The 25,175-nt window shown below is 65.7% G+C and carries 26 protein-coding genes and 1 tRNA gene; 15 read left to right on the forward strand and 12 right to left on the reverse strand.

Translation table 11 applies throughout. The features are described from left to right. The first annotated feature begins 147 nt into the window (after nucleotides 1-147). The 4 genes from WBB14_RS15535 (at nucleotide 148) to WBB14_RS15550 (ending at nucleotide 3,278) form a co-directional block, all read left to right on the forward strand. Entirely contained in the window at nucleotides 148-594 is a 447-nt protein-coding gene (locus WBB14_RS15535; RefSeq protein WP_424240626.1) for a cupin domain-containing protein, read from the forward strand. Nucleotides 595-701: 107 nt separating this feature from the next. Then, on the forward strand, nucleotides 702-1,679 hold the full coding sequence (locus WBB14_RS15540; RefSeq protein WP_424240627.1) for a Bug family tripartite tricarboxylate transporter substrate binding protein: 978 nt from the start codon (nucleotides 702-704) through the stop codon (nucleotides 1,677-1,679). Nucleotides 1,680-1,712: 33 nt separating this feature from the next. After that, the gene (locus tag WBB14_RS15545) at nucleotides 1,713-2,456 is read left to right on the forward strand and encodes a GntR family transcriptional regulator (protein ID WP_424240628.1); all 744 of its coding nucleotides are present in this window, start codon (nucleotides 1,713-1,715) and stop codon (nucleotides 2,454-2,456) included. Nucleotides 2,457-2,600: 144 nt separating this feature from the next. After that, nucleotides 2,601-3,278 carry a GntR family transcriptional regulator gene (locus tag WBB14_RS15550; protein ID WP_424240629.1) on the forward strand — a complete coding sequence of 226 codons (678 nt, stop codon included), beginning with the start codon at nucleotides 2,601-2,603 and terminating at the stop codon, nucleotides 3,276-3,278. Here the strand turns inward: WBB14_RS15550 and WBB14_RS15555 are convergent. The 6 genes from WBB14_RS15555 to WBB14_RS15580 all read right to left on the reverse strand — a co-directional run bounded on the left by WBB14_RS15555 (nucleotide 3,250) and on the right by WBB14_RS15580 (nucleotide 8,188). Then, the gene (locus WBB14_RS15555; protein ID WP_424240630.1) at nucleotides 3,250-4,596 is read right to left on the reverse strand and encodes an MFS transporter; all 1,347 of its coding nucleotides are present in this window, start codon (nucleotides 4,594-4,596) and stop codon (nucleotides 3,250-3,252) included. The two genes, WBB14_RS15550 and WBB14_RS15555, sit on opposite strands and share 29 nt — an antisense overlap. 37 nt (nucleotides 4,597-4,633) lie before the next feature. Beyond that, the gene (locus tag WBB14_RS15560) at nucleotides 4,634-5,119 is read right to left on the reverse strand and encodes a cupin domain-containing protein (RefSeq protein WP_424240631.1); all 486 of its coding nucleotides are present in this window, start codon (nucleotides 5,117-5,119) and stop codon (nucleotides 4,634-4,636) included. 262 nt (nucleotides 5,120-5,381) lie between these two features. Continuing rightward, complete coding sequence (locus WBB14_RS15565; RefSeq protein WP_424240632.1) at nucleotides 5,382-6,077, reverse strand: glutamine amidotransferase; 696 nt, start codon at nucleotides 6,075-6,077, stop codon at nucleotides 5,382-5,384. Between the two features lie 11 nt (nucleotides 6,078-6,088). Beyond that, nucleotides 6,089-6,361: a cytoplasmic protein gene (locus WBB14_RS15570; protein WP_424240633.1), complete on the reverse strand. Its 273-nt coding sequence runs from the start codon at nucleotides 6,359-6,361 to the stop codon at nucleotides 6,089-6,091. Nucleotides 6,362-6,366: 5 nt separating this feature from the next. After that, a complete protein-coding gene (locus tag WBB14_RS15575) occupies nucleotides 6,367-7,209 on the reverse strand; it encodes a YggS family pyridoxal phosphate-dependent enzyme (protein WP_424240634.1) in 843 nt (280 codons plus the stop codon). Nucleotides 7,210-7,321: 112 nt separating this feature from the next. After that, complete coding sequence (locus tag WBB14_RS15580; protein ID WP_424240635.1) at nucleotides 7,322-8,188, reverse strand: AraC family transcriptional regulator; 867 nt, start codon at nucleotides 8,186-8,188, stop codon at nucleotides 7,322-7,324. A 122-nt stretch (nucleotides 8,189-8,310) separates the two neighbouring features. On the opposite strand from WBB14_RS15580, the gene WBB14_RS15585 reads away from it, so the two are divergent. Further along, nucleotides 8,311-8,856 carry a carboxymuconolactone decarboxylase family protein gene (locus WBB14_RS15585; RefSeq protein ID WP_424240636.1) on the forward strand — a complete coding sequence of 182 codons (546 nt, stop codon included), beginning with the start codon at nucleotides 8,311-8,313 and terminating at the stop codon, nucleotides 8,854-8,856. A 59-nt stretch (nucleotides 8,857-8,915) separates the two neighbouring features. After that, the gene (locus WBB14_RS15590; protein WP_424240637.1) at nucleotides 8,916-9,488 is read left to right on the forward strand and encodes a redoxin domain-containing protein; all 573 of its coding nucleotides are present in this window, start codon (nucleotides 8,916-8,918) and stop codon (nucleotides 9,486-9,488) included. A 24-nt stretch (nucleotides 9,489-9,512) separates the two neighbouring features. Here WBB14_RS15590 and hisC read toward each other — a convergent pair whose 3' ends face one another. Beyond that, complete coding sequence (gene hisC / locus WBB14_RS15595) at nucleotides 9,513-10,595, reverse strand: histidinol-phosphate transaminase (RefSeq protein WP_424240638.1); 1,083 nt, start codon at nucleotides 10,593-10,595, stop codon at nucleotides 9,513-9,515. Nucleotides 10,596-10,732: 137 nt separating this feature from the next. Here hisC and asd point away from each other — a divergent pair, with 137 nt between their 5' ends. Beyond that, nucleotides 10,733-11,578, forward strand: coding sequence for an archaetidylserine decarboxylase (gene asd, locus WBB14_RS15600; protein WP_424240639.1), 846 nt, complete (start codon nucleotides 10,733-10,735; stop codon nucleotides 11,576-11,578). A gap of 12 nt (nucleotides 11,579-11,590) precedes the next feature. Here the strand turns inward: asd and ptsJ are convergent, their stop codons facing one another. Both ptsJ and WBB14_RS15610 read right to left on the reverse strand, forming a co-directional pair. Further along, nucleotides 11,591-12,886: a transcriptional regulator PtsJ gene (gene ptsJ, locus WBB14_RS15605; protein WP_424240640.1), complete on the reverse strand. Its 1,296-nt coding sequence runs from the start codon at nucleotides 12,884-12,886 to the stop codon at nucleotides 11,591-11,593. A gap of 134 nt (nucleotides 12,887-13,020) precedes the next feature. Continuing rightward, a complete protein-coding gene (locus WBB14_RS15610) occupies nucleotides 13,021-15,285 on the reverse strand; it encodes an Orn/Lys/Arg decarboxylase N-terminal domain-containing protein (RefSeq protein ID WP_424240641.1) in 2,265 nt (754 codons plus the stop codon). A 169-nt stretch (nucleotides 15,286-15,454) separates the two neighbouring features. Between WBB14_RS15610 and WBB14_RS15615 the strand changes: the two genes are divergently transcribed. Then, nucleotides 15,455-15,529, forward strand: a tRNA-Cys gene (locus WBB14_RS15615). Nucleotides 15,530-15,558: 29 nt separating this feature from the next. Here WBB14_RS15615 and WBB14_RS15620 read toward each other — a convergent pair. Continuing rightward, nucleotides 15,559-16,449, reverse strand: coding sequence for a LysR family transcriptional regulator (locus tag WBB14_RS15620; protein ID WP_424240642.1), 891 nt, complete (start codon nucleotides 16,447-16,449; stop codon nucleotides 15,559-15,561). Nucleotides 16,450-16,553: 104 nt separating this feature from the next. On the opposite strand from WBB14_RS15620, the gene WBB14_RS15625 reads away from it, so the two are divergent. The 6 genes from WBB14_RS15625 to WBB14_RS15650 are packed head-to-tail and all read left to right on the forward strand — an operon-like array spanning nucleotide 16,554 to nucleotide 21,505. Next, on the forward strand, nucleotides 16,554-17,714 hold the full coding sequence (locus WBB14_RS15625; RefSeq protein ID WP_424240643.1) for a M24 family metallopeptidase: 1,161 nt from the start codon (nucleotides 16,554-16,556) through the stop codon (nucleotides 17,712-17,714). A 57-nt stretch (nucleotides 17,715-17,771) separates the two neighbouring features. Continuing rightward, a complete protein-coding gene (locus WBB14_RS15630) occupies nucleotides 17,772-18,527 on the forward strand; it encodes an ABC transporter permease (protein WP_424240644.1) in 756 nt (251 codons plus the stop codon). A gap of 23 nt (nucleotides 18,528-18,550) precedes the next feature. Continuing rightward, nucleotides 18,551-19,528, forward strand: coding sequence for an ABC transporter substrate-binding protein (locus tag WBB14_RS15635; RefSeq protein ID WP_424240645.1), 978 nt, complete (start codon nucleotides 18,551-18,553; stop codon nucleotides 19,526-19,528). 2 nt (nucleotides 19,529-19,530) lie between these two features. Beyond that, entirely contained in the window at nucleotides 19,531-20,334 is an 804-nt protein-coding gene (locus WBB14_RS15640; RefSeq protein ID WP_424240646.1) for an ABC transporter ATP-binding protein, read from the forward strand. Continuing rightward, the gene (locus tag WBB14_RS15645) at nucleotides 20,331-21,071 is read left to right on the forward strand and encodes a maleate cis-trans isomerase family protein (RefSeq protein ID WP_424240647.1); all 741 of its coding nucleotides are present in this window, start codon (nucleotides 20,331-20,333) and stop codon (nucleotides 21,069-21,071) included. Before WBB14_RS15640 ends, WBB14_RS15645 begins: the two co-directional genes overlap by 4 nt. A 14-nt stretch (nucleotides 21,072-21,085) precedes the next feature. Beyond that, entirely contained in the window at nucleotides 21,086-21,505 is a 420-nt protein-coding gene (locus tag WBB14_RS15650) for an Lrp/AsnC family transcriptional regulator (RefSeq protein WP_424240648.1), read from the forward strand. Nucleotides 21,506-21,527: 22 nt separating this feature from the next. On the opposite strand, the gene WBB14_RS15655 is transcribed toward WBB14_RS15650, so the two are convergent. Then, on the reverse strand, nucleotides 21,528-22,607 hold the full coding sequence (locus WBB14_RS15655; RefSeq protein ID WP_424240649.1) for a sensor histidine kinase: 1,080 nt from the start codon (nucleotides 22,605-22,607) through the stop codon (nucleotides 21,528-21,530). Nucleotides 22,608-22,720: 113 nt separating this feature from the next. On the opposite strand from WBB14_RS15655, the gene WBB14_RS15660 reads away from it, so the two are divergent. Then, nucleotides 22,721-23,407 carry a LytR/AlgR family response regulator transcription factor gene (locus WBB14_RS15660; protein WP_424240650.1) on the forward strand — a complete coding sequence of 229 codons (687 nt, stop codon included), beginning with the start codon at nucleotides 22,721-22,723 and terminating at the stop codon, nucleotides 23,405-23,407. Nucleotides 23,408-23,563: 156 nt separating this feature from the next. On the opposite strand, the gene WBB14_RS15665 is transcribed toward WBB14_RS15660, so the two are convergent. After that, nucleotides 23,564-25,168, reverse strand: coding sequence for a gamma-glutamyltransferase family protein (locus WBB14_RS15665; RefSeq protein WP_424240651.1), 1,605 nt, complete (start codon nucleotides 25,166-25,168; stop codon nucleotides 23,564-23,566). Nucleotides 25,169-25,175: the final 7 nt, after the last annotated feature.

The following is a 25,175-nucleotide window of genomic DNA, read 5'->3' on the forward strand; positions in this document are numbered from 1 at the left end:
TCTAGGGAGGCCGCGCAAGGCGGTCCAATACCTATTTCCTGGGCGCCTGATATCTCCCGCCCGCGCTGCCGCCAGGCGAATCTTGTATCCAGTAATTCGCGCGCAAGGCCGATAGACTTTCCCGGCCAATTCACTAAGGAGCAAGCCATGAGCAGCAACGTCGCGGCCGAACAGGCGCAGACCCACCACATGCCCGAGTACCGCAGGCCAGAGGACATGGAATGGGAGATGGGCCGGTTCAAGAACAAAACCAAGTTCCTCTTCCACACGCGCGCAGAGCGCCCCACCGAGCCCAATGCCGGCTTTCTGCGCTATGAGCCGGGCGCGGGCTTCCGCCTGCACAAGCATGATTTCGCCCAGGTCTGGTACGTGATCGAAGGGGAATTCAACATGGGCGGAAAGATTTACGGCCCGGGAACGGTGGTCTTCCATCCGGACCCGCACGTCGAGGAAGCGCTCAGCACCGAGACGGGCGGAACCTTGTTCTTCGTCCAGTACCAGGGCCCCACGACCGGAAGCAGGCCGGTGTACGAAGGCCGCATGAACATCCAGGGCGAACCGCCCGCGATCACCGAGCAGGACCTCGAGCACTGATACCCGCAATTCCACGGACGGCCGCCGCCACTGGCCACCGTCCGCAACAGGCCCGCCCTGCCGGGCCTGCACACAAAGAAATAGAAAATTCCAAGGAGACAAACCTCATGCACGCCCCCTTTCTGCGCGCCTGCCTCGCGTCGTTGACGCTTTCGCTGCCGCTCACGCTGGCCAGCCCGGCCCAAGCCGCCGACGCCTGGCCCGAGCGGCCCATCACGCTGGTCGTGCCGTTCGGCGCCGGCGGCATCACCGACCTCACGGCGCGCACGGTAGCCAGGCAGCTGCAGTCCGAGCTCGGCAAGCCGGTAGTCGTGGAAAACAAGCCCGGCGCGGGCGGCAATATCGCCGCCGACATCGTGGCCCGCGCCAAGCCCGACGGCTACACGCTGATGGTGATCACCAACGGCATGGTCGCGGTCAATCCCCTCATCCACAAGCAGCTGAACTACGACGCGCTCAAGGATTTTTCCTACGTGTCCATGATCGCCAATACGCCGTTGGCCCTGGTCGTGCCCGAAGCCTCGCCGGTCCAGGACCTGCCAGCATTGGTCGCCCGCGCCCGCAGTCGGCCCGACGCGGTCTCCTTCGCCAGCTCCGGACAGGGCACCTCGATACACCAGGTGTTTGCCCTGATGCAGCAGCAGACCGGCGCCACGCTCATGCACGTGCCCTACAAGAGCGGCGCGGAGGCCGCCACCGCCTTGCTTTCCGGCGTGGTGGATGTGACTGCGGTCGAAACGGTGGTGGTCGGCCCGTTCATCCAGTCCGGCAAGATGCGGGCGCTGGGCGTCACCTCCGCAGGACGGGTGTCGAATCTGCCGAACGTTCCCGCCGCCCGCGAGACCCTGGGCGGCGATTTCGATGTAGGCTCGATATCGGGACTGGTCGCGCCTGCCGCGACGCCCAAGGACATACTCGACAAGCTGGAAGGCGCCATGCAGGCGGTGGCGCAGAGCGAGGGCATGGCGCAGCTGTATGCGCAAGGCAGCCAGCCCATGCCCACGGGATCGCAGGTCTTCCTGGAACGCATGCTTCAGGAGCAAAAAAAGTGGCGGCTGGTATTCTCCGCGGACCCCGGAAAATAGCCGCATAATCGTCAAGGACGTGGGAGTCAGGCCATGGATCGCGCATATCCCGCCGCGGAAGAACTGGTGCAGCACCTGGTGGAGTCGATCTCCGCAAAGATCTTCAACGGCGCCTATGCGCCCGGGCAGAAGCTGCGGCAAGAGACCTTGGCGGAAGAATACGACGTCAGCCGCACGCCGGTGCGCGAAGCGTTCCGGCAGCTGGAGACCAAGGGCCTGATCGTGCAGCAGCCGCGCTACGGCGCCACGGTGGTGGCGCCGACCATCAAGGACATCGGCGCCAACTATTGGCTGCGCGGCGAATTGGAAGGCATGGCGGCCGAGCTCGCGGCGCGCTGGATCTCCGACGCCGACCTGCAAAGGCTGCAGGCCACCCACGCCGAATGCGCGCAGGCCGTGTGCGCACTGTACGCCGAGGTCAACGCGGGCGGCACGGCCGCGCCGCGCCAGGCTGCCGCGCCCATGCAACATTGGGTCGTCAAGAACCAGGAATTCCACGCCCTGATCTTCCGCGCCGCCGGCAATCCGTCGCTGGAACGCATCATCAAGGACCTGCACGCCGACTACACCAAGAACATCCTCAACATGACCGTGCTGGGCATGTACGAGGCCCGCATGAGGAAGAACATCGAACACCATGCGGCCGTCGTCCTGGCGCTGACGGCGCGCGACGCCGACGCCTCGCGCGCCGCCATGCGTACGCACATCCACGAGTCGGGCGAGTTCGTGGTCGAATGGCTGCAAAAGCGCCCGGAGCGCCCCAAGCCGCGCAGGTAGCTTCGGCCCCGATTCTCCCGAAAGCCGCGTGCTACCATGCCGGCGAAAGGGCGCAACGCAGACGCCAGGAGCACGGATCAGCCTGGCCATCCGCATCCCGTGGAGCGCCTGCCGATATGCACAGGAAGCGACACGGATTCGAGCATGAGCGAGACCAGGAACACGTCTAGATCCTCGATCGAGATCTCGGAAGAGATTCTGCGGCGGATCAGGAACGGGCAATACCTGCCCGGCGATGCCTTGAGCCAGTACGAGCTTGCAACCGAGTTCGAAACCAGCCGCACCCCCATCCGCGAGGCGTTGCGCTTTCTCGAAGCGCGGCGCGCCATCACGCTGACCAGCACTGGCCGCGCCGTGGTCACCGTGCCGTCCATCCGCGCCATCCGCGAAGCCTTCCAGATCCGCGCTGAACTCGAAGGACTGGCCGCGCAACTGGCGGTGGACTGGATCGACGACAAAGACCTGGAATTGCTGGCGCAGCATCAGAAGCGCTACGCTGACGCCCTGCGCTCGCGCGTGCGCAGCGACAGCGGCTCCGACTGGCTGAAGTTCAACGCCAAGTTCCACAGCCTGATCACCCAGGCCAGCCACAACGAGCGCCTGCATGAACTGGTGGCTGAGTTGCAAGGCAGCATCGTCTCCAACGTGCTGGGTTTTGCCTCGAAAATGCCGCCCCGCCTGATGGAAGAGAACATCAAGCAGCACGAGGACATCATCGCGGCGCTGGCCCTGCGCAATGGCCCCGCCGCCCGCGAAGCGATGGCCACGCACATATCCCGGACGACCGAACTCGTCATCGAATGGATGGAGACGCGGCGCTAGCCAGCTTCGCTGCCTCCGCGCCGCGCTGCTGCCCGTAGGGGCGCATCAGCACCCCGCAAGCCGCCGCGATCAGGCCCAGTCCGGCCAGATACAGCACGATCAGCCGCGGCGATCCGCCGCCCAGGGACAGCAGGTACGTTGCCACCAGCGGCGCGGTGCCGCCGCCTATCGCTCCGCCTATCTGCACCGCCAGCGAGATACCGGTATAGCGCACCGCAGGCGGAAACATGCTGGAGAAAAGGCTGGACTCCTGCGCGTACATTGCCGCGTAGACCACGCCGAACGCCACCAGCATCGCGATGTTGGTGTGATATGCCGTCTTCTGGTCGAGCAATGAAAAGAACGTCGCGCTGAAAAGAGAGATTCCCAGCGCCCCGGCGATGAATATCGCGCGCTTGCTGATCACGTCACCCAGCAGTCCGAACAACGGAATGGTGAACAGAGCCCCCACCGCGCCCCATATGACACCCGTCAATATGGTTTCGCGCGGCAGCCCCAGCGTCCCCACGGCATAGGTCAAGGAAAACGTCGCGAGCGTGTAGAACCAGGTCTTTTCGGAGATGCACGCCACCAGCGCCGCCAGCACGGGAACCTTGTGCTGCTTCAGCACCGTCTTCAGGGGCAGCATGTCCTGCTTCGGCTGGGCCTGCGCCTGCTTGAATTCCGGCGACTCGCTGACCTTGGCGCGGATGTACCAGCCGACCAGCAACAGGAACACGCTCGCAAGAAACGGCAGGCGCCAGCCCCAGCTCAGCATGTCCGCCTCCGGCAGCCTGGAAACCGCGCCCATCGCCAGGGACGACAGGATCAGGCCCGGCGCCACGCCGACCTGCGGCAAGCTGCCAAACAGGCCCTTCTTGCCTTCGGGCGCATGTTCCACCGCCATCAACACGGCGCCGCCCCACTCGCCGCCGACTGCCAGGCCCTGCAGGAAGCGGAAAAACACCAGCGCCACCGCGCCCCAATAGCCGATCGCCTCATAGCTTGGCGTCAGGCCGATCAGGATGGTGGGTATGCCCATCAGCATCAGGCTGATCATCAGCATCGACTTGCGGCCGACTCGGTCGCCGAAATGGCCGAAGACAATGCCGCCCAGCGGGCGCGCGATGAAACCGACCGCATAGGTGCCGAATGCCGCCAGCGTGCCGCTGATGGGGTCGATTGCGGGAAAGTAGATCTTGTTGAAAATCAGCGCCGCGGCAATGCCGTAAAGAAAGAAGTCATACCACTCGATGGTGGTCCCGATCATGCTGGACAGGCCAGCGGTCACGTAGTGCTTCTTCGAGCGCGCGGACGGCTGTTCTGAGATGGCGTTCATCCCTGGTCTCCCTTGTTTTCTTGTTGCGTGCGCCCGCCTACACGGCGGTGGTTTCTTCCGCCAGGCTCTTGCGTTCGCTGACGTTGAAGCGGCCTTCGTAGATCGCGCCCTGGCGGGTATGCGGGCCGACGTACTGCACGTACAGGATCGTGCCGGCCTCGATGGTCTGCAGCTCGCTTTCGAAATGGGGGTCCGGATGGAAGATCATCGAACCCTTGCCGTGCAGCTTGCCTTCGATGAGGAACTTGCCGTCCAGGACGTACCAGATCTGCGCGAAGTAATGGTTATGCAGCGGGTGTCCCGAGCCCTTTTCATACCGCACGATGCCGGCGTTGGGAATCGTCGGATCCTCCGCGGTCGGATGAAACATCATCTTCGCGAACTGGCCTTCGTAGCGCAGATTGGTCCACTCGAGGTCGTCCTCGTGGCGGGCGCGCATGCCCTGATGGTCTTCGGTCAGCGGGCCGTCGCGGCCGCCCTCGTTGATGATCTTCTTGCCTGTGATGCTGTCGATGCTGCTCATGTTCTGCCCGTCCAAAAGAAAAGGAGAGTGATAAACACAAATGGGATCCCATTTGTATAAAACGGGATCCTATTGATCAGACAGGGAGACGGCTACTGGGTTTAACCCTTAGGGTCCGTGCGCGGAATGACGGCCGGGAGGAATGCCGATAGCCGCAAGCAGCGGCCGGCTGGAACCGGGTGCGATACGCCCCGGCTGCCTATGCAAGGCTATGGTTGCGGAGAGGCCCTGCCTCCGGAAGGCGTCAGGGCACAGGACAAATTCAGATCTGGTCCAGCCATTGCACCATCGCCGCGCGCGCGCAGCGTTCAAGCTCCGGGCCATGACGCCGGGCGTCTTCGCGGATGACGGCAGGGTCTATCTGCCGCAGGCTCAGTTCGCAGGCATGTCCGATCAGCCAGCGCTCGATCTGCGTGGAATCCGCCTCCAGGTGGAACTGCAGGCCAAGGATCCTGGGCCCCAGCGCGTACGCCTGGTTCGGGAAACCCGGTGTTTCGGCCAGGCGCGTCGCGCCCTCGGGTATGGCGAACTGGTCCCCGTGCCAATGCAGCACGGGCACGGCCTGAACCGCGCTCAACAGCGAATCCTGCCCTTGCGGCGTGAGCGTCAGCGGCGCATAGCCGATCTCGGCGCGGCCGGTGGACGCGACCTCCGCGCCCAGCGCCGCTGCCATGAGCTGCGCACCCAGGCAGATGCCCAGCGTCGGCTTGTCCTGGCGCAGCCGGTGCGCGATGGCGCGCAGTTCCTGCTCCAGGAAGGGATAGCGCCCGGTTTCATAGACGCCGATGGGGCCGCCCAGGATCACGACGAGGTCGGCATTGCCGAGAGTCGCGGCGTCGATGGTGTCGACGCCCGCTTCCAGGTATCGCACGCTGTAGCCACGCTCTTCCAGGAGCGGCGCCAGTATGCCCAGGTCTTCGAAGGGAACGTGGCGGATCGCCAATGCGCTGAGGCTCATTCCGGATACTCCTATTGCGGGCTCGGATGGCGGTCCAATCCGCCCAGCAAGCCTTCGGGGGTTGAGACGAACACGTTTTCCGAAGCCAGCAGCCGGATGCCTTGCGGCGTGCTTTCCAGCAAGCGCCGCTCGCCGTCGGCGACCATCAGGCTGAGCTGATAGCCGTCCTTGGCCGGCAGGCGCGCCGCGATGTCGCGGCTGTCGTCCAGCGCTGACGCGGCGGTGGATTCGAAATGGCCGATCAGGCGGCCGTCGCGTTTGATGATGAGTCGATACACCGGCATGCGCGCTACTCCTGTCCGTCGGACTCGCGCGATTCCGCGCTGTTGCCGGTAGGCCAGTAGTAGGAGTCTGGCGTGTTGCGCGCGCCGAATATGGCCTGCCCTACACGCACCACGGTGGCGCCTTCCTCGATGGCAATCTCATAGTCACCGGACATGCCCATGGACAATTCATCCAGGCCTAGCCCCGCAGGCGCGTCCTGGCGCAGCTGGTCGCGCAGCGTGCGCAGCAGGACGAAGCACTCGCGCACGCGCGCCGCTTCCGCCGAGAACAGCGCCAGGGTCATCAGGCCGCGCACCCGCAACCCCGAAAACGCGGGCAGTTCGCGCAGGAAGGCCGCCGTCTCCTCCGGCTGCAGTCCGTACTTGCTGGCCTCGCCGGAGGTATTGACCTGCACGAACACATCCAGTTGGCGGCCTTCCGCCTGCAGCCGGCGGTCCAGCGCTTCGGCCACCCGCAGGCTGTCGAGCGCCTGGAACTCGGCCGCGTAACGAGCCACGAGCTTGGCCTTGTTGGTCTGCAGGTGGCCGATGACCGACCATCTCAAATCAGTCAGGTCTGCCATGGCTTCCCATTTTCTGGACACTTCCTGCAGCTTGTTCTCGCCGAGGTAGCGGCAACCAGCCTCGTAGGCCAGCCGGATGCGCGCCTCTTCCACGGTCTTGCTCACCGGCAGCAGGCGCACCGTCGCCGGATCACGGCCGGCGCGCAAGGCCGCGTCGGCAATGCGCCCGTTGACCTCAGCCAGATTGCGGCGGAAGTCCTCGACCGACTGCGCCTGCGGCCAGCGGCCATGCTGGTCGTGCTGTGTCTGGGTGCCGTTGTCTTGCCCTGGGCCTTGCTCGCTCATGCCTGAACCTCGCGTAGGGATGGCGGCCGGCGTTTCCCACAACGCTTATGCCGCCCGTAGTTTTGTCATAGGTCAATATTATCACGATGGCGGCGTGACTTGAGGGCCACTGCTAGGCGTTGGCGGCCAGCCATTCGCGCGGTGAAACGCCCATCCGTTGCCGGAACGCCTTGGACAGGGACGAAGCGCTGGCGAATCCCAGTTCCGCGGCCACCAGCTTGACCGCTCGGCCGGATCGCATCATGGACGCCGCCAGGCTCAAGCGCCAGTCGGTCAAGTAGGCCGCAGGGGTGGCGCCGGTGGCGTCCTTGAACGCCGCCGCGAAGGCGCTGCGCGACATACCCGCCATCGCCGCCATCTTGGCCAGGGACCAATCTTCATAAGGAGAACGGTGCAGCGCCACCAGCGCCCTGGCCAGGCGCGGATCCGACAGGCCCATCACCAGGCCGCTGGTCACGCCGACCTCCTCCGGATGATCGAGTATCCATCTGAGCAACTGGATCAGAACCACTTCGAACAGGCGGTCTGCCAGCAGGCGCGAGCCGCAGCGCACGTGATCCGCCTCGGCGAACAGCAGGTCCAGCGCGGGCCGCAAGCCTTCGACCGCGTCCAGCGGGATCCGCACCACGGACGGCAGCGACTGGACGATGGGATTGCGTGCGCCGCCGTCGAAATCCAGCGCCGCGCAGGTGAAATCCGAACCGTCCCGGGGAGGATTCACGAACTCGTGATGGATGGCGCGCGGATAAAACAGCAGCGTCGGCTCGGACAGGCGCAGGCGCGGCGTGGCGGTCTCTCCCGGGCGATGCCGCACTTCCATCTCGCCGCGGCGCAAGACGTGCAGAAAGCCACGCCCCGGCACGGCTTCGAAGGCCTGGGTACCGCATAGCGCACCCGTGTGGAACAGCGTGGCGCGCACCCGGAAACGGTCCAGCAGCGCCGACAGCCGGTCAACCTGGAGAGGAACAGGATCGCTCATATATTGGACGAAAAGACAATTTTCATGGATTAAACAACACCCTGCGTCCAGGCATTCTACGTACGATTTCTCCAGCCCGTCCGAGACCGGCGGCTTTTTTTTCATTTCCAGGAGTTACCGACATGTCCCGAGTTCCTCTTATCGATGCCAGCAGCGCCAGCGCCGACCGCAAGGCGCTGCTCACGCAGATCCACGGCGCCTTTGGCGCCACGCCGAACATGTTCAAGGCCGTCGCCAATTCGCCGGCGGCGCTGCAAAGCATGTGGGGCGCTTTCGGCGCCCTGGGCGGCGGCGTGATCCCGGCCAAACTTGGCGAGCAAATCGCGGTCGCCGTGGCCGACCGCAATGCTTGCGAATACTGCCTCGCGGCCCATACGGCCCTGGGCCGCAAGGCCGGCGCCAGCGCCGAGGAAATGTCGGCTGCCCAAGGCGGCGACGCCGCCGATCCCAAGACCGCCGCGGCGCTGCGCTTCGCGCTGAAGCTGGTGGAAGCGCGCGGACAAGTGAGCGAGGCCGACGTTCGGGCCGTGCGCGCGGCAGGCTACAGCGACCAGGAGATCGTCGAGATCCTGGCGCACGTCGCGCTCAACCTGTTCACCAACTACGTCAACGTGGCCTTTGCGGTGCCGGTGGATTTCCCGGCCGTGAAGCTGCGCCGGGCCGCCTGATCCAGCCCCATGCGGGCGGGGCGGGACCGCCTCGCCCGCCCCGCCCAAGGAGCCCTCAGATGACCCGATCCGATACTATTGCCGACGCATTGCCTCCGCCCTTGCTGGCGGACGAATGGCTGAACGCCGACGGCCCCATCGACCTCGCCGCGCTGCGCGGCAAGGTCGTGCTGCTGCACGCATTCCAGATGCTGTGTCCCGGTTGCCTGTCGCATGGGCTGCCGCAAGCCGAACGCGTGCACAGGCTGTTCCGCGGCAAGGATGTCGCGGTCATCGGCCTGCACACCGTTTTCGAGCACCACGACGTCATGGGTCCCGCCGCGCTGCGCGCCTTCAATCACGAGTATCGATGGAGCTTTCCCATCGGCATCGACCGCCCCGCCGCGTCCGGCGCCATCCCGATGACCATGCAAGCCTACGGGCTGCGCGGCACGCCCAGCCTGGTCCTGCTGGATCGCCGGGGACGCGTGCGCCTGCAGCACTTCGGCAGCATCGACGACCTGGCCCTGGGCGCCGCCATCGGCGGACTGCTGGCCGAGGACGATGTCCCGCCGAACAACGCCGCTGCGCCTGGGGCTCCCGCCCGCCAGGACTGCGACGCGGACAGCTGCCCCGCGCCGGTACAGCGATAGGCGCGGCGGTTCAGGCCCATGGCGCTACGGCTGCACCATGGCGCGCAGCGCGCGCGCCAGGCACGCCGCCTGCTCTTCCGTGCCCACGGAGATGCGTAGAAACTGCGCCACGCGCGGACGCGGGAAATGGCGCACGAGGATTTTCGCGTCCCGCAGGCGCGCCGCGAGTTCTCTCGCATCGAAGCGCGGATGACGGACGAACAGGAAATTCGCCTGCGACGGCAAGACGTCAAAGCCCATCAGCCGCAGATGCGCGCACAGCAGGGTACGGGTGCCGATGATGGCCTGCCGCGTCTCCTCGAAGTAGGCGTGGTCCTGGAAGGCCGCCACGGCGCCCGCCTGGGCCAGATGGCCTAGCGGATAGGAGTTGAAACTGTTCTTCACCCGCTCCAACGCGGCGATCAACGGCGCTTGTCCGATCGCGAACCCCACGCGCAGGCCCGCCAGCGCCCGAGACTTCGACAGCGTCTGGACCACCAGCAGGTTCGGATACTGATCCACCAATGCAATCGCGGATTGCCCCCCGAAGTCCACGTAGGCCTCATCCACCAGCACCAGCCGGCGGGGCTGGATCTCCAGCAGCTGCTGCACGCGGTCCAGCGGCAGGAACTCGCCGGTGGGCGCGTTCGGGTTGGCGATGACCATGCCGGCAATGCCGGTGTCCGCTCCGCCCAGCGCGGCAAAGCCGTCCAGGTCCAGCCTCAGGCCGTCGTCCACGGCGATCTGCGCGCAGCGTATGCCGAACAGGCGGCAATACACCTCATAGAAGCCGTAGGTCACATCCGCCATCAGCAGGGGTTGGACGCCGTGCTGGAAGAACGCGCAGAACGCCAGCGCCAGCACTTCGTCGGAACCGTTGCCGGCAAAGACCTGCTCCATCGGCACGCCATGGTATTGCGCGATCGCCGCGCGCAGATGCCTTGCTTGCGGGTCGGGATAGCGCTCCAGGCCTTGGGCCGCCGCGGCGGCGATGGCGTCTATCGCGGCCGGAGACGGCGGATAGGGATTCTCGTTGGTGTTGAGCTTGATCCATCCGTCGCCCGGCGCCTGCTCTCCGGGCATGTAGGGCGACAAAGCTTCAACGCGCGGGCTGTGTAGCGAAACCATGATGTAGCGGCAGACGCCTCTCGGTAAGCGATCGATGGGATTCTGAATTTCTATTTGTCCTATGCCATACTACACTATGATTCAGGACAAAATAGCGCTGGCGACCAGGCGCCTCGCCCGCAGCAACCACGAGTTTCATGTCTACGTCTCTTTCCCTGTTGTTCCAGCGCGTTGCGCCCAAGCTCTGGCTGACGCGCGCCGCCGGCCGGCTGGCCTCATGCCGCCAGGCCTGGGTGGCGCAAGCGCTGATCCGCGGCTACGCCAAGTGGTATGGCATCGATCTCGGCGAGGCGCTACACGCCGACCCGAAGGCCTATGCCAGTTTCAACGCCTTCTTCACCCGGGCCTTGAAGCCGGGGGCCCGCAAGCTGGCCGACTCGGACTGGACCAGTCCCGCGGATGGCACCGTGAGCCAGTTCGGCCGTATCAGCCTGGGGCAATTGATACAGGCCAAGCGGCGCCAATACAGCGCCGCTGCGCTGCTGGGCGATGCGGATCTGGCGCGGGCATTGGGCGGCGGCTGGTTCACCACGATCTATCTGAGTCCGCGCGACTACCATCGCGTGCACATGCCTTGCGAGGGCCGTCTGCTGGGCATGCGCCATATGCCGGGGACGCTCTACTCCGTCAGGCCGGAGATCGTGCAGGGCATGGACGGCTTGCTGGCGCGCAACGAGCGGCTGGTCTGCTGGTTCGAACATCCCCTCCATGGCGTCTACGCCATGGTGCTGGTGGGAGCCGCCATCGTCGGCAGCATCGCCACGACCTGGCATGGCCAGGTCGCCCCGCACGGGCGGCGCATGCAGCAATGGGATTATGGCGGCCTGGCTCCCCTGCGCTTGCCGCAAGGCGCCGAGATGGGGCATTTCCAGCTGGGTTCGACCGTGGTGCTGCTGATGCCCGGCAGCGCCTGGCGCTTCCATCCGGGCTGGAAAACCGGGCGGACGGTCAGGCTGGGGCAAGCCATGGCCGACCGGCGTTGAAGCCGGTGGCGGCTAGGCCATGCTTTCCCGGATGTCCCGCGCCAGCTTGCGGCACTGTCCGGGTTCGATCGCGGAGAGGGTGATGCGCAGGCCCCGGACCGGTTCCTGGACGCCGAAGGCATCGCCATGGCGCACCAGCCAGCCACGATGGGCCAGGGCCAGCGCGACCGCCTGGTCGTCGGTATCCAGCGGCACCCAGAGGTTCAGGCCGTCACCGTCCGCAGCGCACGGCACGCCCTGCTCCAGCAAGGCGTTTTCCAGGGACTTGCGGCGCTGCGCGTAGTCCTTGCGGGCCTGGGCCATCTGCTTGGCGACCTCGGGCCGGCCCAGCGTGACCTCGACCATGTCCTGCAGCAGATGGCTGACCCAGCTGGTGCCGGAGGCCAGCCGCAGCCGCAGTTGCCGCGACGTCGCGGGATCGCTGGCGACCATCGCCAGGCGCACGTCGGGTCCCAAGGTCTTGGAGAAAGAGCGCACCAAGGCCCACCGCTGCGCGCCCGACGGCAGCACCGAGTGGTACGCCTTGCCGGACAGCAAGGCGTAGTGATCGTCGACGATTACCAGGGCGTGGGGATACCTGGCCAGCACCCGCGCCAGCGCCTTCGCCCGCTTTTCGCTCAGGCTGCAGCCCGTGGGATTGTGGGCCCGCGGCGTCAGGATGACGGCCTGCGCGCCTTTGGCCAGCGCCGCCTCCAGTGCCGCCGCTTGCATGCCTTCGGCATCGACCGGCACGCCCAGCGCCTGCAGGCCGGCGATGCGCAGCATGTTGATGCTGCTCAGGAAGCATGGGTTTTCGACCGCCACCTTGTCCCCAGCCACCAGATGCGAACTGAGCAGCCGCTCGATGGCGTCCACCGCCCCGTGGGTCAGGTTGATCTCGAAGGGCGCCGGGCAGTCCGGCGCGAACCAGGCGCGGGCATAGCTTTCCAGCCCGGCGTTGACGGTGGGTTCGCCATACAGCCGCGGCTGATAAGGCCGGATGGAGAGGGCAGCGCTCAGGTCCGGCAGCCAGGCCGGGTTTGGATTGCCGCTGGCCAGGTCGGCCAGCGGCGAGTCCGACAGCGCGCCTTCCTGTTCTCCGGGACCGGACTGGTCGCGGATGATGGTGCCCAGGCGGCCCTGGGTCAGGGCGATGCCGGCCGTCACCAGCCGTTTATAGGCGGCAGCGACAGTATTGCGGTTGATATCCAGTTCGACCGCCAGATCCCGCACCGGCGGCAGCGCCTGGCCCGGCGGCAGCTGCCCCGACTGAGCCATCGCGCGCACGCAATCGAAGATCTCCGCGGCGGTCTTTCCTTGTATTTTCATAGAGTCCTAAGACAATCCCGTTCCTGTCACGGACAGCGGCCGAGCCGCGTCAAGTCAATGGAGAGGGCCGGCTCCCGGCCTGGCCAACTCCGCGCGTAAGTTTGACACGGATTCCCCGTCGGCATAAAGCGGGCTTACCGCACGCAATCCACGTAATAGCGCAGGTTTCCGTCGGCATCGCGCAGCTCCACGAAACCATGGATGTCCGTGCCGAACCCCGGGCATTCCCGGCTCAGCTCGCGGGAGAACTTCAGGTAGTCGACGATGGTCCGGTTGAACACCTCGCCCGGCACCAGCACGGGTATGCCCGGGGGATAAGGCGTGATCAGGCTGGTGGTGATGCGGCCTTCCAGATGGTCGATCTCCACCCTCTCGGTGCGCCGCTGGGCGATGCAGGCGTAGGCATCGCAGGGCTTCATCGCGGGGACGACGTCGGTCAGGTACATGTCCGTGGTCAAGCGGGCGATGTCGTGCCGGGCATAGGTCGCATGCACGTGCTGGCACAGGTCGCGCAAGCCCATGCTCTCGTAACGGGGAAACTTGCGGCAGAACTCCGGCAGGAGCCGCCACATGGGCTGGTTGCGCTCGTAGTCATCCTTGAACTGCTGCAGCGCGGTCAGCAGCGAACTCCAGCGGCCCTTGGTGATGCCTATCGTAAACATGATGAAAAAGCTGTACAGCCCGGTCTTCTCCACGATCACGCCATGCTCGGCCAGGAATTTGGTGACCATGGAGGCCGGAATCCCGCTGTCGGCGAAGTTGCCGTCCAGGTCCAGCCCGGGCGTCACGATGGTCGACTTGATCGGATCCAGCATATTGAAGCCGTCGGCCAGTTCCCCGAATCCGTGCCACGACGCCTCGCCGTCTCCGGCGCGGATGATCCAGTCCTCGGGCGAGCCTATGCCCTCCGGCGCCAGCGCCTCGGGTCCCCAGACCTTGAACCACCAGTCGCCGTCGGCGAAATGCGTGCCGACCTCTTGCATCGCGCGGCGGAAATCCAGCGCTTCCGCGATGCTCTCCTCCACCAGCACCGTCCCGCCAGGCGGCTCCATCATGGCCGCGGCCACGTCGCAGCTGGCAATGATGGCGTACTGGGGACTGGTGCTGGTGTGCATCAGATAGGACTCGTTGAAGAGGTGCCGGTCCAGCTGCCGCGTCATGGAGTCTTGCGCCAGCACGTGGCTGGCCTGGCTGATGCCGGCCAGCAGCTTGTGCGTGGACTGCGTGGAGAACACCAGGGATTCCCTGGGCCGCGCGCGCTGCTTGCCCATGCAGTGGTAGGCGCCATAGAACGGATGGAACACCGCGTGCGGCATCCAGGCTTCGTCGAAGTGCAAGGCGTCCACGTAGCCGTCCAGCGCGGCCTTGATCGTCTCGGTTTCGTAGATGATGCCGTCGTAGGTGGACTGCGTCAGCGCCATCACCCGCGGGCGGACCGCGTCGGCGTCCAGGTGCTTGAGCAGCGGATGGGCGCGGATCTTCTCGCGGATCGTCTCGACGTCGAACTCGCTGCGCGGGATCGGGCCGATGATGCCGAAATGGTTGCGCGTGGGGCGCAGGAAGACGGGGATCGCTCCCGTCATGACGATGCTGTGCAGGATCGATTTGTGGCAATTGCGGTCCACCAGCACCACATCGCCCGGCGCCACCATGTGATGCCACACGATCTTGTTGCTGGTGCTGGTGCCGTTCGTCACGAAGTAGCAGTGGTCCGCATTGAAGATGCGCGCAGCATTGCGCTCGCTCGCGCCGATGGCGCCGTTGTGGTCCAGCAGTTGGCCCAGTTCCTCCACCGCATTGCAGACGTCCGCGCGCAGCATGTTCTCGCCAAAGAACTGGTGGAACATCTGGCCCACCGGACTCTTCAGGAACGCCACGCCGCCGGAATGCCCCGGACAATGCCAGGAATAGGAGCCGTCTTCGGCGTAGTCCAGCAATGCTTTCAGGAACGGCGGCTTGACGCCTTCCAGGTAGGCCCGGGCCTCGCGGATCAGGTGCCGCGCCACGAATTCCGGCGTGTCCTCGTACATGTGGATCACGCCCTGCAGTTCGCGCAGGATGTCGTTTGGAATGTGCCGCGCGGTCTTGGTTTCGCCGTAGACGTAGATCGGCACGTCGGCGTTGCGCCGCCGGACTTCGCTGATGAATTCCCGCAATGCCAGCAGCGCCGGCGCCACGCCCTCGCCGTGCGCGAGTTCCTCGTCGTCGATGGACAGGATGAAGGCGCTGGCGCGGCTTTGCTGCTGCGCGAACAGGCTGAGATCGCCGTAGCTGGTCGTGCCCAGCACATCGAAGCCCTCGGCCTTGATGGCCTCGGCCAATACCCGGATGCTCAGGCCGGACGTGTTTTCCGAGCGGAAATCCTCGTCGATGATGACGATGGGAAACTGGAACTGCATTGCTGTCCTCGGTCGAATCCGGGCCGCCCCCATGGCGGCCCGGCAGCAAGGACAGCCGCGCGGCCCCGCTTTACCGTTGGCCGCGCGAAATGGCAGTCCGCCCGCGCCGGACGCTTGCAATTTATTTTGTCCTCGAACACAATTATATATGTCTTAGGACAAAAAGAATGGCGCGGTGGCAGAGTGGCTATGCAGCAGGATTGCAAATCCGCGAAGGTTGGTTCGATTCCAGCCCGCGCCTCCAGTTTCCTGGCCTGGGGCGCGCTGGCCGCATCAGGCCGCGTGATCGCGCAGATGTTCTCGCAATGCGTCCGCGAAGGACAGCGCGATGACTGACGACGGCCAATGCTCGGGCCATACCAGGCTGAGGTCGAAAGAGGCGCCCGGCTCCAGCGGCCGCAGTTGATCCAGCCCGCCCGGGATGCGCGCGGCGGTCAGCCGGTCGACCAGCGCGATGCCCACGCCGCGCATCACCAGCTCCATCGCCACCGAGGTCCAGAACACCTGCACGCGCCGCCGCGCGTAGACCTTCTGCTGCTCCAGCAGCGCTTCCAGCCAGAAGCGGGTGTGATCCAGGTTGTCGTAGATGATGAGATCGCGGCCGGCCAGTTGTTCGACGCGTATGGTGTCGAACTTTTCCAGCGGGTCGCCGGGGGGAATGGCGCAATAGAGCTGCAGGCTGACCAACGGCTCGGCCACCACGCCCGGGTGTTGCCCCCCGTAGAAGCACACGCCCATATCCACCTGGCGCGCCGCCACCCATTCGACGATGCGCGCCGAACTGCGCGTCTGCAAGGCCACGGAAATATTGGGCCGGTCCGCCATGAAGCTGGCGAGCACGTCCGGCATGACGGTCAAGGACAGCAAGGGCAAGGACGCAACGGTCAGATGGCCCTGCTTTTCGCTGCCCAGATCCTTGATGAAGCTATCCAACTGCGAAAGGCCGGCAAAAAGCCGGTCGACCTGACCATAAAGCGCCCTGCCTTCGGGCGTGGGCAGCAGACGTCCGCCCTTGCGCACGAACAGCGCCACGCCCACGCGACGTTCCAGCTGGGCGATGTACTTGCTGGCGGCAGGCTGCGAAATCAGCAGCACCTGCGCCGCCCGCGACACCGAGCCTTCCCGCATCACCGCCCTGAAGATTTCTATCTCTCTGATGTTCATGCGCCGACTATAACTATTTAGCTATAGACATGGCAATTATTGGTATTAGGCAGTTATGTAGATTATTCCTAGGATGATCGCTCGACTTTTATCCAGGACCCATCGTGTCGGAAAACTATGCATCCATGGAATTGCCGTTCGGCCCGGACGTCTATGCCGCGAACCTCTCGCTGCTTGCGCGGGACATCCAGGCCCAAGGCCTGGCGGCGGCCATCCTGTTCGACCCCGAGAACATCTACTGGCTGACCGGCTACCGTTCCATCGGCTACTTCACGTTCCAGTGCCTGGTGGTGACGGTCGACGGCGGCATCGCCATGGTCTCGCGCCAGGTCAACCACGCCGTGGCGACCGGCAACCGCAACATCGCGCGCTTTATCGCCATCGATGACATCAGCGATCCGGTCGAGGTGCTGGCTGGCTATCTGCGAGACATCCTGCCCAGCGGCCGCATTGGCCTGGAAACGGCTTCCGGCTACCTGAGCGTGGCCGCCTACAAGCAGTTGCAGGCCCGCCTGGGCGAACGCCTGGCCGATTGGCAAGGGCCGATGGAAGAGGCGCGCAAGATCAAGACCCCGGCGCAGCTTGGATTCATGCGCCAGGCCGCGGATGCGGCGGTCGCAGGCATCGATGCGGCGGTGCGCGCCATTGCGGTGGGCGCCACCGAAAACGATCTCGCCGCCGCCATGCTGCACGGCGCCACCAAGGCTGGAAGCGAATACACCCGCGTGCCGCTGGTGGCCGCAGGCCGCGCCAGCGGCGTCTGCTTCACCACCTGGCAGCGCCGCGAACTCAAGCAGGGCGACCTGGTGTTTCTGGAGGCCGCGGCCAACATCAACCGTTATCACGCCATGATCTCGCGCAATTGCGTGGTAGGACGCGCCAGCGAGCGGCAGCGGTTCCTGGCCGGCACCGTCATTGCCGCGCTGGATGCCGCCATCGATGCCATCCGTCCCGGCGTCACGTCCGCCCAGGTGGACCAGGCCTGCCGGGCGGTATTCGAACGCGCCGGGCTGGCGCAGTACTTCGACCACCGCACGGCCTACGGCATAGGCATCGGCTTTCCGCCCAACTGGGCCGAAGGGCGCTTCCTGGCGCTACGCCCGGGAGATCCCACCGTGCTGAAACCCGGCATGACCTTTCACCTCGTGCCTTCGCTGTTCATGCCCGAAGGCGGCTTCATGGCCAGCGAAAGCGTGGCCGTCTCCGAGGACGGTTGCGAGGTGCTGACCCGCTACCCGCGGGAGCTGATCGAAATCGACGCCTGATTACCAAAACCGGCGCGCCAACAAAATACAAGGGGAATTGCCGTGTTGAAAAACTGGATGTATCCAACCATCGCGGTCATCGGGGTGCTGCTGTTGTGGCACGTCTCGATACCGCTGTTCGGCCTGCCGGCCTATCTGCTGCCGCCGCCGCTAAGCGTACTCGAGCGGCTGTGGTCGGACTCGGCGTTCCTGGGCCATCACAGCTGGGTCACGTCCGTCGAGACGCTGGGCGGCTTTCTGCTCAGCATCGCGGTCGGCATACCACTGGGCATCGTGCTGGTCTGGTCGCGCCCGCTGGAGCGCGCCATCATGCCGCTGCTGGTGGTTTCGCAGGCCTTTCCCAAGGTGGCGGTCGCGCCGCTCATCATCATCTGGTTCGGCCTGGGCCTGTTCCCCAAGATCCTGATCGCCTTCTCGGTGGCCTTCTTCCCCATCGTGGTCAGCACGGTGGCGGGCATGCGTTCGGTAGACGCGGACCTGAACGACCTGGCGCGTTCGATGCGGGCAGGCGCCCTGCGGACCTTTCTGCGCATCCGGCTGCCGTATGCGCTGCCGCAGATATTCTCCGGCCTGAAAGTCGCCATCGCCTTCGCCACCGTGGGCGCGGTGGTGGGCGAATGGGTAGGCGCTGAAAGCGGCCTGGGCTACGTGCTGCTGTCCGCCAACGCCAACCTGGACACCACGCTGCTGTTCGCCGTGCTGGTCGCGCTCATGCTCATCGGCCTGGTCTTCTACTACCTGGTCGAGTTTTCCGAACGCTTCCTGATCCCCTGGCACATCAGCGTGCGCAGCGACGCCCTGCCCTCAGTCTGACCCCGCCCCCCGGAGACACCATCATGAAATTCACGACCCGACTTGGCTGGACCCTGGCCTGCCTGCTGGCCGCAGGCGCAGCCAACGCGCAGGAGAAATTGAGCCTGCGCCTGGACTACAGCATCTACGGCACGCACGCGCCGCTGTACTACGGCATAGACAAAGGCCTCTACAAGGCCGAAGGCATAGACCTGAGCATCGGTGAAGGCAGCGGCTCCAGCAACACCGCGAAGCTGGTGGCGCAGGGCATCGACCCCATCGGCTTCATGGACTACGGCACCATGCTCAAGGGCATCGCCGCAGGCATGCCGCTGAAAGCCGTTTTCGCCGTGCACCAGCGCTCGCCCATGGTCATCATCAGCCATGCGGACGCGCCGGTGCGCGCGCCCAAGGACCTGGAAGGAAAGGTGCTGGGCATGAGCGCGTCCGAATCGACCGCGCAGATGTTCCCGGTGCTGGCCGCCCTGAACGGCGTGGACCAGAAGAAGATCAACGTCATCGCGCCCGCCGTGGGCACCAAGACCGCCCTGTTTCTGCAACGGCGCGCTGACGCCATCACCGGCGTGACCTACTTCCATATCCCCCCGCTGGAAGCGCAGGGCGCCAAGGTGCATTACTTCTTCTATGCCGACTTCGGCGTCAACGCGCTGGAAGGCGGACTGGCGGCCAATACCAAATGGCTGGCGGCCAACCCCGACACCGCGCGCCGCTTCCTGCGCGCCACGCGCAAGGCCTACGAGGCGGCTCAGGCCGATCCCGCCGCCTCGGTCGACGCCCTGGTGCGCCAGCGGCCGGAGCAGGCGCGCAACCGCGACCAACTGGTGCGGCAACTGCAGCTCTCACTGCAGGCAGCCGGCACGCCCAATACCAAAGGGCTGCCGTTCGGCGTTTCTTCGGAAAAAGACTGGCAAGCCATGGTCGACCAGTTCGTGCAGTCGAACCAGATCGCCAGCCCGCTCCCGACCAGCGCGCTCTATACCAACGACTACAACAGGGAATAGACATGGCACACCACGCAGCCCTGGCGCTCGCCCCGGAAGCGGGCGCGCCCGAGACCGCCATCGACATCCGCGGCATGGTCCAGCGCTTCGGTTCCTACGTCGCGGTCGACGGCGTCGACCTTGCCATACCCGAAGGCCAGTTCCTGTCCGTGCTCGGCCCGTCCGGCTGCGGCAAGAGCACGCTGATGCGGGCGGTCGCCGGCCTGACCCCGCCCTCCGCCGGCGAGATCCGCGTGCTGGGCGAGCGCGTGACGGAACCCGGCGCCAACGTGGGCATCGTGTTCCAGCGCGCGGCCCTATTGCCGTGGCGCGACGTCGCCAGGAACATCTCGCTGCAGCTGGAGATGCGCAAGCTGCCCGCGGCGCGCTACGAGGCCCGGCTGCGCGAACTGATCAAGCTCAGCGGGCTGGAAGGCTTTGAGCAATGCCTGCCGCACCAGCTGTCCGGCGGCATGCAGCAACGCGTGGCGCTGTGCCGCGCGCTTATCCACAACCCCGACATCCTGCTGATGGACGAGCCCTTCGGCGCCCTGGATGCAATGACGCGCGAAGCCATGAACCTGGAGCTGCAACGGGTCTGGCTGGAAAGCAAGAAGACCGTCATGTTCATTACCCACAGCATCTCGGAGGCGGTATTCCTGTCCGACCGCGTGGTAGTGATGAGCAAGCGCCCGGGCCGCGTGGCGCTGTCGGTCGACATCGACCTGCCGCGGCCGCGCGACTACACCATGGTCGGCCACCCCAACTTCGTCAAGGCCACCACCGCCATACGCGAGTGCTTCGATGCCGCGGGGATGACGGAATGAACCCCGTCCGCTATGACGCCGGCCCCTACCCGCGGGCACGCATCGCTTTCCTGTGCGTGGCCAACGCCGGCCTGACCGAGGGGGAAATGCACGCCATGGCGCCCGAGGGCGTGGGCCTGAGCTTCGGCCGCGTGCCCATGGCGACGGCCTGCACCGTGCAAAGCCTGGCCGACATGGAGGGGGGGCTGCTCCAGGCCTTGGACAGTCTGGTTCCGGGGCGCCGCGATATCGACGTGGTCTGCTACAACTGCACCGCCGGCAGCTTCGTGATCGGCAACGACAAAGTGCGCGCGCTGCTAGCCCTGGCCCGGCCCGACTCAACCGCGGCCACGCTGCTGGATGGCGTCGCGGCGGCGCTGGCCGCGGTCGGCGCCCGCCGCCTGGCCATTGCGACCGCGTATGACGACGCGGTCAACGAGCTGGAGCGCGCCTACTTTGAAAGCGCGGGCCACGAAGTCGTCTCGCTGCAGGGCCTGGCCCTGCCCGATGACGAGACCATGAACCGCGTCTCGCCCGACTATCTATACGAATTCGCCTGTGCCGTGGACCGGCCCGATGCGGACGCCGTCTTCATCAGCTGCGGCGCACTGCGCTCCACCGCCGTCATCCAGCGCCTGGAAGAAACGCTGGGCAAGCCCGTGATCGGCAGCAATCAGGCCAGCATGTGGCATTGTCTGCGGTTGGCGGGGGTCAACGACCGGATCGACGGCCATGGCCGCCTGTTCCGGGAACATTGAAATATGGACTCGCCATGGATGAAATCGATACCCGCTTGATCGGCATCCTGCGGCGCAACGCGCGCACGACGCTTGCCGTCCTGGCCAGCAAGGCGGGCGTGTCGCGCGGCACGGTCTCCAACCGCTTGCGCAAGCTGGAAGACGAAGGCGTCATTGCCGGCTACACGCTGAAGCTGCGCCCCGACTCCGATCAGGGCGGCCTGCGCGCCTGGATGGGCATTACCGTAGACGGCAACCAGACTCGCGCCGTGCTGGCCAGCCTGCTGGGCGAACCCAGCATCGAGCAGCTGCACGACACCAACGGCCGCTGGGACCTGCTGGCCGAGATACGCGCGGACTCCACGGCCGATCTGTCCAAGGTATTGGAGCGCGTGCGGTTGATCAAAGGCATCGCCGCCACCGAAACCAGCATCCTGCTCGCGACCTACCGCTGACCACTGCGCAGCCGCCAGTACGCTACGCCGGCTCGGGAGCGCCACGCAGCCGGATTTGCGCGACGGTTCTCTCCTCCCGCTGCTCCAGCATGAATTCGTGCCTGTCCGGATACCTCAGCGCCAGGCGGCGGCACAGATTCCCCAGTCCGCTCCCGCCTTTGGCCAGATCGAAGGGCGCATGCAGCCGGCCGGGATTGTCCACTTCAATAAGCAATTCCTCGCCCTGCAGGCGCGTGCGTATGCCGATCGGAAAATGCCCGTGCTCCGAACGCATGCCGTGCTTGATCGCGTTTTCCACCAGCCCTTGCAGCGTCATGTGCGGAAGGCTGATCTCCAGTGTGGCCGGATCGATCTGGCAGCGCAGTTCCAGCTTCTTGTCGAAACGCAGCGCCTGTATGCGCACGTAGGCCTCGGCGGCTTCGATCTCCTCTTCCAGCCTGGACAGGCCGCGTCCGCGCCGATCCAGCGAGTAGCGCAGGTAGTCGGCCAGGCTGCGGGTCATTTCCTCCGCGATGGCGGGACGTTCGGCGATCTCGGCCACGATGGTGTTGAGCGAGTTGAACAGGAAGTGCGGCTCGATCTGCAGTTGCAGGTGCTCGAGCTCCAGTTTCAGGGAACGCGTTTCCGCCTTCATCTTGGACAGGCGCTCGGTGCGCGCGCTCAGCTCGGCTGACACGCCGAAGTAAATCAACGTCCAGATCGAGAGCATCCCCATGTAGTAGAGAAAGCCCAGCCGGTACTGGTTGCCCGGCAGCACCCGGATCGCGCCGGGCTGGAACAGACCGTGGATGCCATAGGCGATCGATGCCAGCAGGGCCGAGGCGGTCAGGCAGAACAGCACCGCGCAGACCAACACCAGCAGGGGCGGATCGCCCTTGCCCGCACGACGGCCATGCAGCACGGCCGCCCCGCTGGTCAGCACGAATGCCAGCGGCTCCAGCGCCACCGTCAGCCAGAAGGCCGCGTTGGCGTTGCCGAATATCGCCAGCCGGATGAAAAATCCCACCACCGCCAGAAACAGCCACCCCAAGGTCTGCGCCCGCCAGAAGCCGAGCGACGAATCGCCCGGACTCAAGCCCTGGCTGAAGGATGTGAACTTCATGGACGCGCCCTCCGGACCTGCAAAGGGTTCTCTGGAAACGGCATAGGCCTTATATTTACCCGGCTGCCAGACCGGACGACTATACCCGCCACACCAAGGCGCCAGGGAGGAAAATGCTGCGCGTGCTTGTCATCGACGATGAAGCCCCGGCACGGCGCTACTTGCGCCGGCTGCTCGAAGCCTCGGCCGACGTCCAGGTCGCGGGCGAAGCTGCCACCCTTGAACAGGCGCGGGCCCTGATCCGCGAACATCGTCCGGAGGCCCTGTTCCTGGACATCGAACTGACCGCTGGCACCGGCTTCGATTTGCTGAATGAACTGGACGCCCCGCCCGCCGTCGTCTTCGTCACGGCGCATAGCGACTACGCGGCCCGCGCCTTCGACGTCCAGGCCGTCGACTACCTGCTCAAGCCTGTGCGGCCGGACCGGCTCGAACAGACGCTGGCAAGGCTGCGCCCACGCGCCAGCGGCCACCTGGCGCTGCGCACGCGCAATGGCACCAAGCTCATCAAGGTCCATGAACTGACCATGGCACAGGCCCAGGGCGACTATGTGCTGCTCTGCAGCGCCGCCCACGCCAATGAGCTGATGCACATTACCTTCAAGCGCCTGGCGGCCCAGCTCCCCTGCCCGCCCTTCTGCGCCTTGTCCCGGTCCGTCATCATGAATCTGGAGCATGTCTCTCATCTGTCGCAGCTTCCCGGCGCGCAGGCAGAGGTGGCATTCAACAACGGCGTCGCTTCCGTGGTGCTGGGCCGGGTCGCTACGCAGCGGCTGCGGCGCGCGGTGGCGCAACGCTGACGCGCCCGGCGCGGCGTTCAGGCCGGCGCCGGGGGTGGGCCGCTCTGCCGTGCCGACTCAAAACGTGCCGATTGTCGGCGAAGGCCCGGGAGAGATCACGCCTTTTTCGACGAAACGCGGATTTGCCTCGACCAAATGCCGGTCCGGAGGGCGGCTTCAATAGCCTATCGGGTAGCCATCCTTGCGATGATCCGACGCGGCCAGATACCCCCCTTGCTCCAGCCGCATGGCCATCTGCGCGCTGCCGAACTCCAGATCGAAGCGCGGCGCCACGTCCACCTTGTGGCCGAAGGCGCGCAACTGCTCGATGGCGTCCGGCGGGCAGTTCCATTCCACCGCCACGCCGACGTTGTCGTCCTTGATGCGCCAACGTGGCGCGTCGCTGGCAGCCTGCGGATTCTGGCCGAAGTCAGCCAGCCGGCTGGTGACTTGAAGATGGCCCTGCGCCTGCATGGAGCCGCCCATCAAGCCAAAACTCATCAAGGGCTGCCCACCCTTCATCAAGAAGCCAGGAATGATGGTGTGGAATGGCCGTTTTCCCGGCGCCACCACGTTGGGATGGCCAGCCTTAGTGGAAAAGCCCCAGCCCCGGTTCTGCAGGGCGATGCCCGTTCCTGGCACCACCACGCCGGAGCCGAATCCCTTGAAGTTGGACTGGATGAACGAAACCATGGTGCCATGCCGGTCGGCAGCGGTCAGATACACGGTGCCGCCGCTGTGCGGATTGCCAGGCCGCGGCTCGCCCGCCCGGTCCGGATCGATCAGCTTCGCTCTTTCGGCCAGATAGGCGGGATCCAGCAGCTGTGCGCTGGACACCTTCATGTGGGCCGGATCCCCCACGTGCTCGTACAGGTCGGCGAACGCCAACCGCATGGCCTCGATCTGCAAGTGCAGCGCGCGGCCGCTGTCGCGGCCGCAGCCCGCCAGGTCGAAGTGTTCCAGCATGCCCAGGGCCATCAATGCGCCGATACCCTGGCCATTGGGGCCGATCTCGAACAGTTCCAGGTCGCGGTAGCGCATGCCTATCGGTTCCACCCAATCGGCGATATGGCTCGCCATGTCGGCCTCGGTGATATAGCCGCCCGTGTTGCGCGCATGGGCGGCGATCGCCGCGGCCAGTTCGCCGCGGTAGAAGCTTTCGCCCTTGCTGCGGGCGATGCTCTCCAGCGTGGCGGCCTGGCCTGGACTGCGGAAGCGTTCTCCCGGCAGGGGCGCGCGGCCGCCAGGCGCAAAGGACTCGGCGAAGCCCGGCTGCCCGCTCAGGCGCGGCACTTGTTTCTGCCACTGGCGATGCACCGTGGGCGAGACCAGGTAGCCGTCCCGCGCATAGCGTATGGCCGGTTCGAACAGGTCTTCGAACGGCAGCGAACCGAATTTCTCCCAGATCGTGCGCCAACCGGATACGACGCCGGGCACCGTCACGCTGCCCCAGCCTATGGGATCCATGCCGTCCAGATGCGCGAACCTGGCCGTCTCCCAGGCGGCCGGCGCGCGCCCGGACGCGTTCAGCCCGTGCAGGCGGCCACCATGCCAGACGATGGCGAACATATCTCCGCCGATGCCATTCATGCACGGCTCCACGACCGTCAACGCAATGGCGGTGGCCAGCGCCGCGTCGATCGCGTTGCCGCCGCGCGCGTACATCTGCAGGCCGGCTGAGCTGGCCAGCGGCTGCGACGTGCTGACTACGTTGTCCGCCAGCACGGGCATGCGTTGCGATGGGTAGGGAAGCTGCCAGAAGGGATCGTTGGGTATGGGCATGGGAGGT

The sequence above is a fragment of the Achromobacter sp. genome (assembly GCF_049647645.1).
GTDB lineage: Bacteria > Pseudomonadota > Gammaproteobacteria > Burkholderiales > Burkholderiaceae_B > Achromobacter.

What these genes read in the sequence shown, in the direction of transcription:
- WBB14_RS15660 (WP_424240650.1), top strand. Translation starts at nt 22,721, where the DNA reads ATGCTGCGCGTGCTTGTCATCGACGATGAAGCCCCGGCACGGCGCTAC.
- WBB14_RS15640 (WP_424240646.1), top strand. Translation starts at nt 19,531, where the DNA reads ATGGCACACCACGCAGCCCTGGCGCTCGCCCCGGAAGCGGGCGCGCCC.
- WBB14_RS15575 (WP_424240634.1), bottom strand. Translation starts at nt 7,209, where the DNA reads ATGAGCGAGCAAGGCCCAGGGCAAGACAACGGCACCCAGACACAGCAC.
- WBB14_RS15650 (WP_424240648.1), top strand. Translation starts at nt 21,086, where the DNA reads ATGGATGAAATCGATACCCGCTTGATCGGCATCCTGCGGCGCAACGCG.
- WBB14_RS15555 (WP_424240630.1), bottom strand. Translation starts at nt 4,596, where the DNA reads ATGAACGCCATCTCAGAACAGCCGTCCGCGCGCTCGAAGAAGCACTAC.
- WBB14_RS15645 (WP_424240647.1), top strand. Translation starts at nt 20,331, where the DNA reads ATGAACCCCGTCCGCTATGACGCCGGCCCCTACCCGCGGGCACGCATC.
- WBB14_RS15545 (WP_424240628.1), top strand. Translation starts at nt 1,713, where the DNA reads ATGGATCGCGCATATCCCGCCGCGGAAGAACTGGTGCAGCACCTGGTG.
- asd (WP_424240639.1), top strand. Translation starts at nt 10,733, where the DNA reads ATGTCTACGTCTCTTTCCCTGTTGTTCCAGCGCGTTGCGCCCAAGCTC.
- WBB14_RS15590 (WP_424240637.1), top strand. Translation starts at nt 8,916, where the DNA reads ATGACCCGATCCGATACTATTGCCGACGCATTGCCTCCGCCCTTGCTG.
- WBB14_RS15570 (WP_424240633.1), bottom strand. Translation starts at nt 6,361, where the DNA reads ATGCCGGTGTATCGACTCATCATCAAACGCGACGGCCGCCTGATCGGC.
- hisC (WP_424240638.1), bottom strand. Translation starts at nt 10,595, where the DNA reads ATGGTTTCGCTACACAGCCCGCGCGTTGAAGCTTTGTCGCCCTACATG.
- WBB14_RS15540 (WP_424240627.1), top strand. Translation starts at nt 702, where the DNA reads ATGCACGCCCCCTTTCTGCGCGCCTGCCTCGCGTCGTTGACGCTTTCG.
- WBB14_RS15550 (WP_424240629.1), top strand. Translation starts at nt 2,601, where the DNA reads ATGAGCGAGACCAGGAACACGTCTAGATCCTCGATCGAGATCTCGGAA.
- WBB14_RS15620 (WP_424240642.1), bottom strand. Translation starts at nt 16,449, where the DNA reads ATGAACATCAGAGAGATAGAAATCTTCAGGGCGGTGATGCGGGAAGGC.
- WBB14_RS15665 (WP_424240651.1), bottom strand. Translation starts at nt 25,168, where the DNA reads ATGCCCATACCCAACGATCCCTTCTGGCAGCTTCCCTACCCATCGCAA.
- ptsJ (WP_424240640.1), bottom strand. Translation starts at nt 12,886, where the DNA reads ATGAAAATACAAGGAAAGACCGCCGCGGAGATCTTCGATTGCGTGCGC.
- WBB14_RS15635 (WP_424240645.1), top strand. Translation starts at nt 18,551, where the DNA reads ATGAAATTCACGACCCGACTTGGCTGGACCCTGGCCTGCCTGCTGGCC.
- WBB14_RS15630 (WP_424240644.1), top strand. Translation starts at nt 17,772, where the DNA reads ATGTATCCAACCATCGCGGTCATCGGGGTGCTGCTGTTGTGGCACGTC.
- WBB14_RS15565 (WP_424240632.1), bottom strand. Translation starts at nt 6,077, where the DNA reads ATGAGCCTCAGCGCATTGGCGATCCGCCACGTTCCCTTCGAAGACCTG.
- WBB14_RS15655 (WP_424240649.1), bottom strand. Translation starts at nt 22,607, where the DNA reads ATGAAGTTCACATCCTTCAGCCAGGGCTTGAGTCCGGGCGATTCGTCG.
- WBB14_RS15610 (WP_424240641.1), bottom strand. Translation starts at nt 15,285, where the DNA reads ATGCAGTTCCAGTTTCCCATCGTCATCATCGACGAGGATTTCCGCTCG.
- WBB14_RS15535 (WP_424240626.1), top strand. Translation starts at nt 148, where the DNA reads ATGAGCAGCAACGTCGCGGCCGAACAGGCGCAGACCCACCACATGCCC.
- WBB14_RS15585 (WP_424240636.1), top strand. Translation starts at nt 8,311, where the DNA reads ATGTCCCGAGTTCCTCTTATCGATGCCAGCAGCGCCAGCGCCGACCGC.
- WBB14_RS15580 (WP_424240635.1), bottom strand. Translation starts at nt 8,188, where the DNA reads ATGAGCGATCCTGTTCCTCTCCAGGTTGACCGGCTGTCGGCGCTGCTG.
- WBB14_RS15560 (WP_424240631.1), bottom strand. Translation starts at nt 5,119, where the DNA reads ATGAGCAGCATCGACAGCATCACAGGCAAGAAGATCATCAACGAGGGC.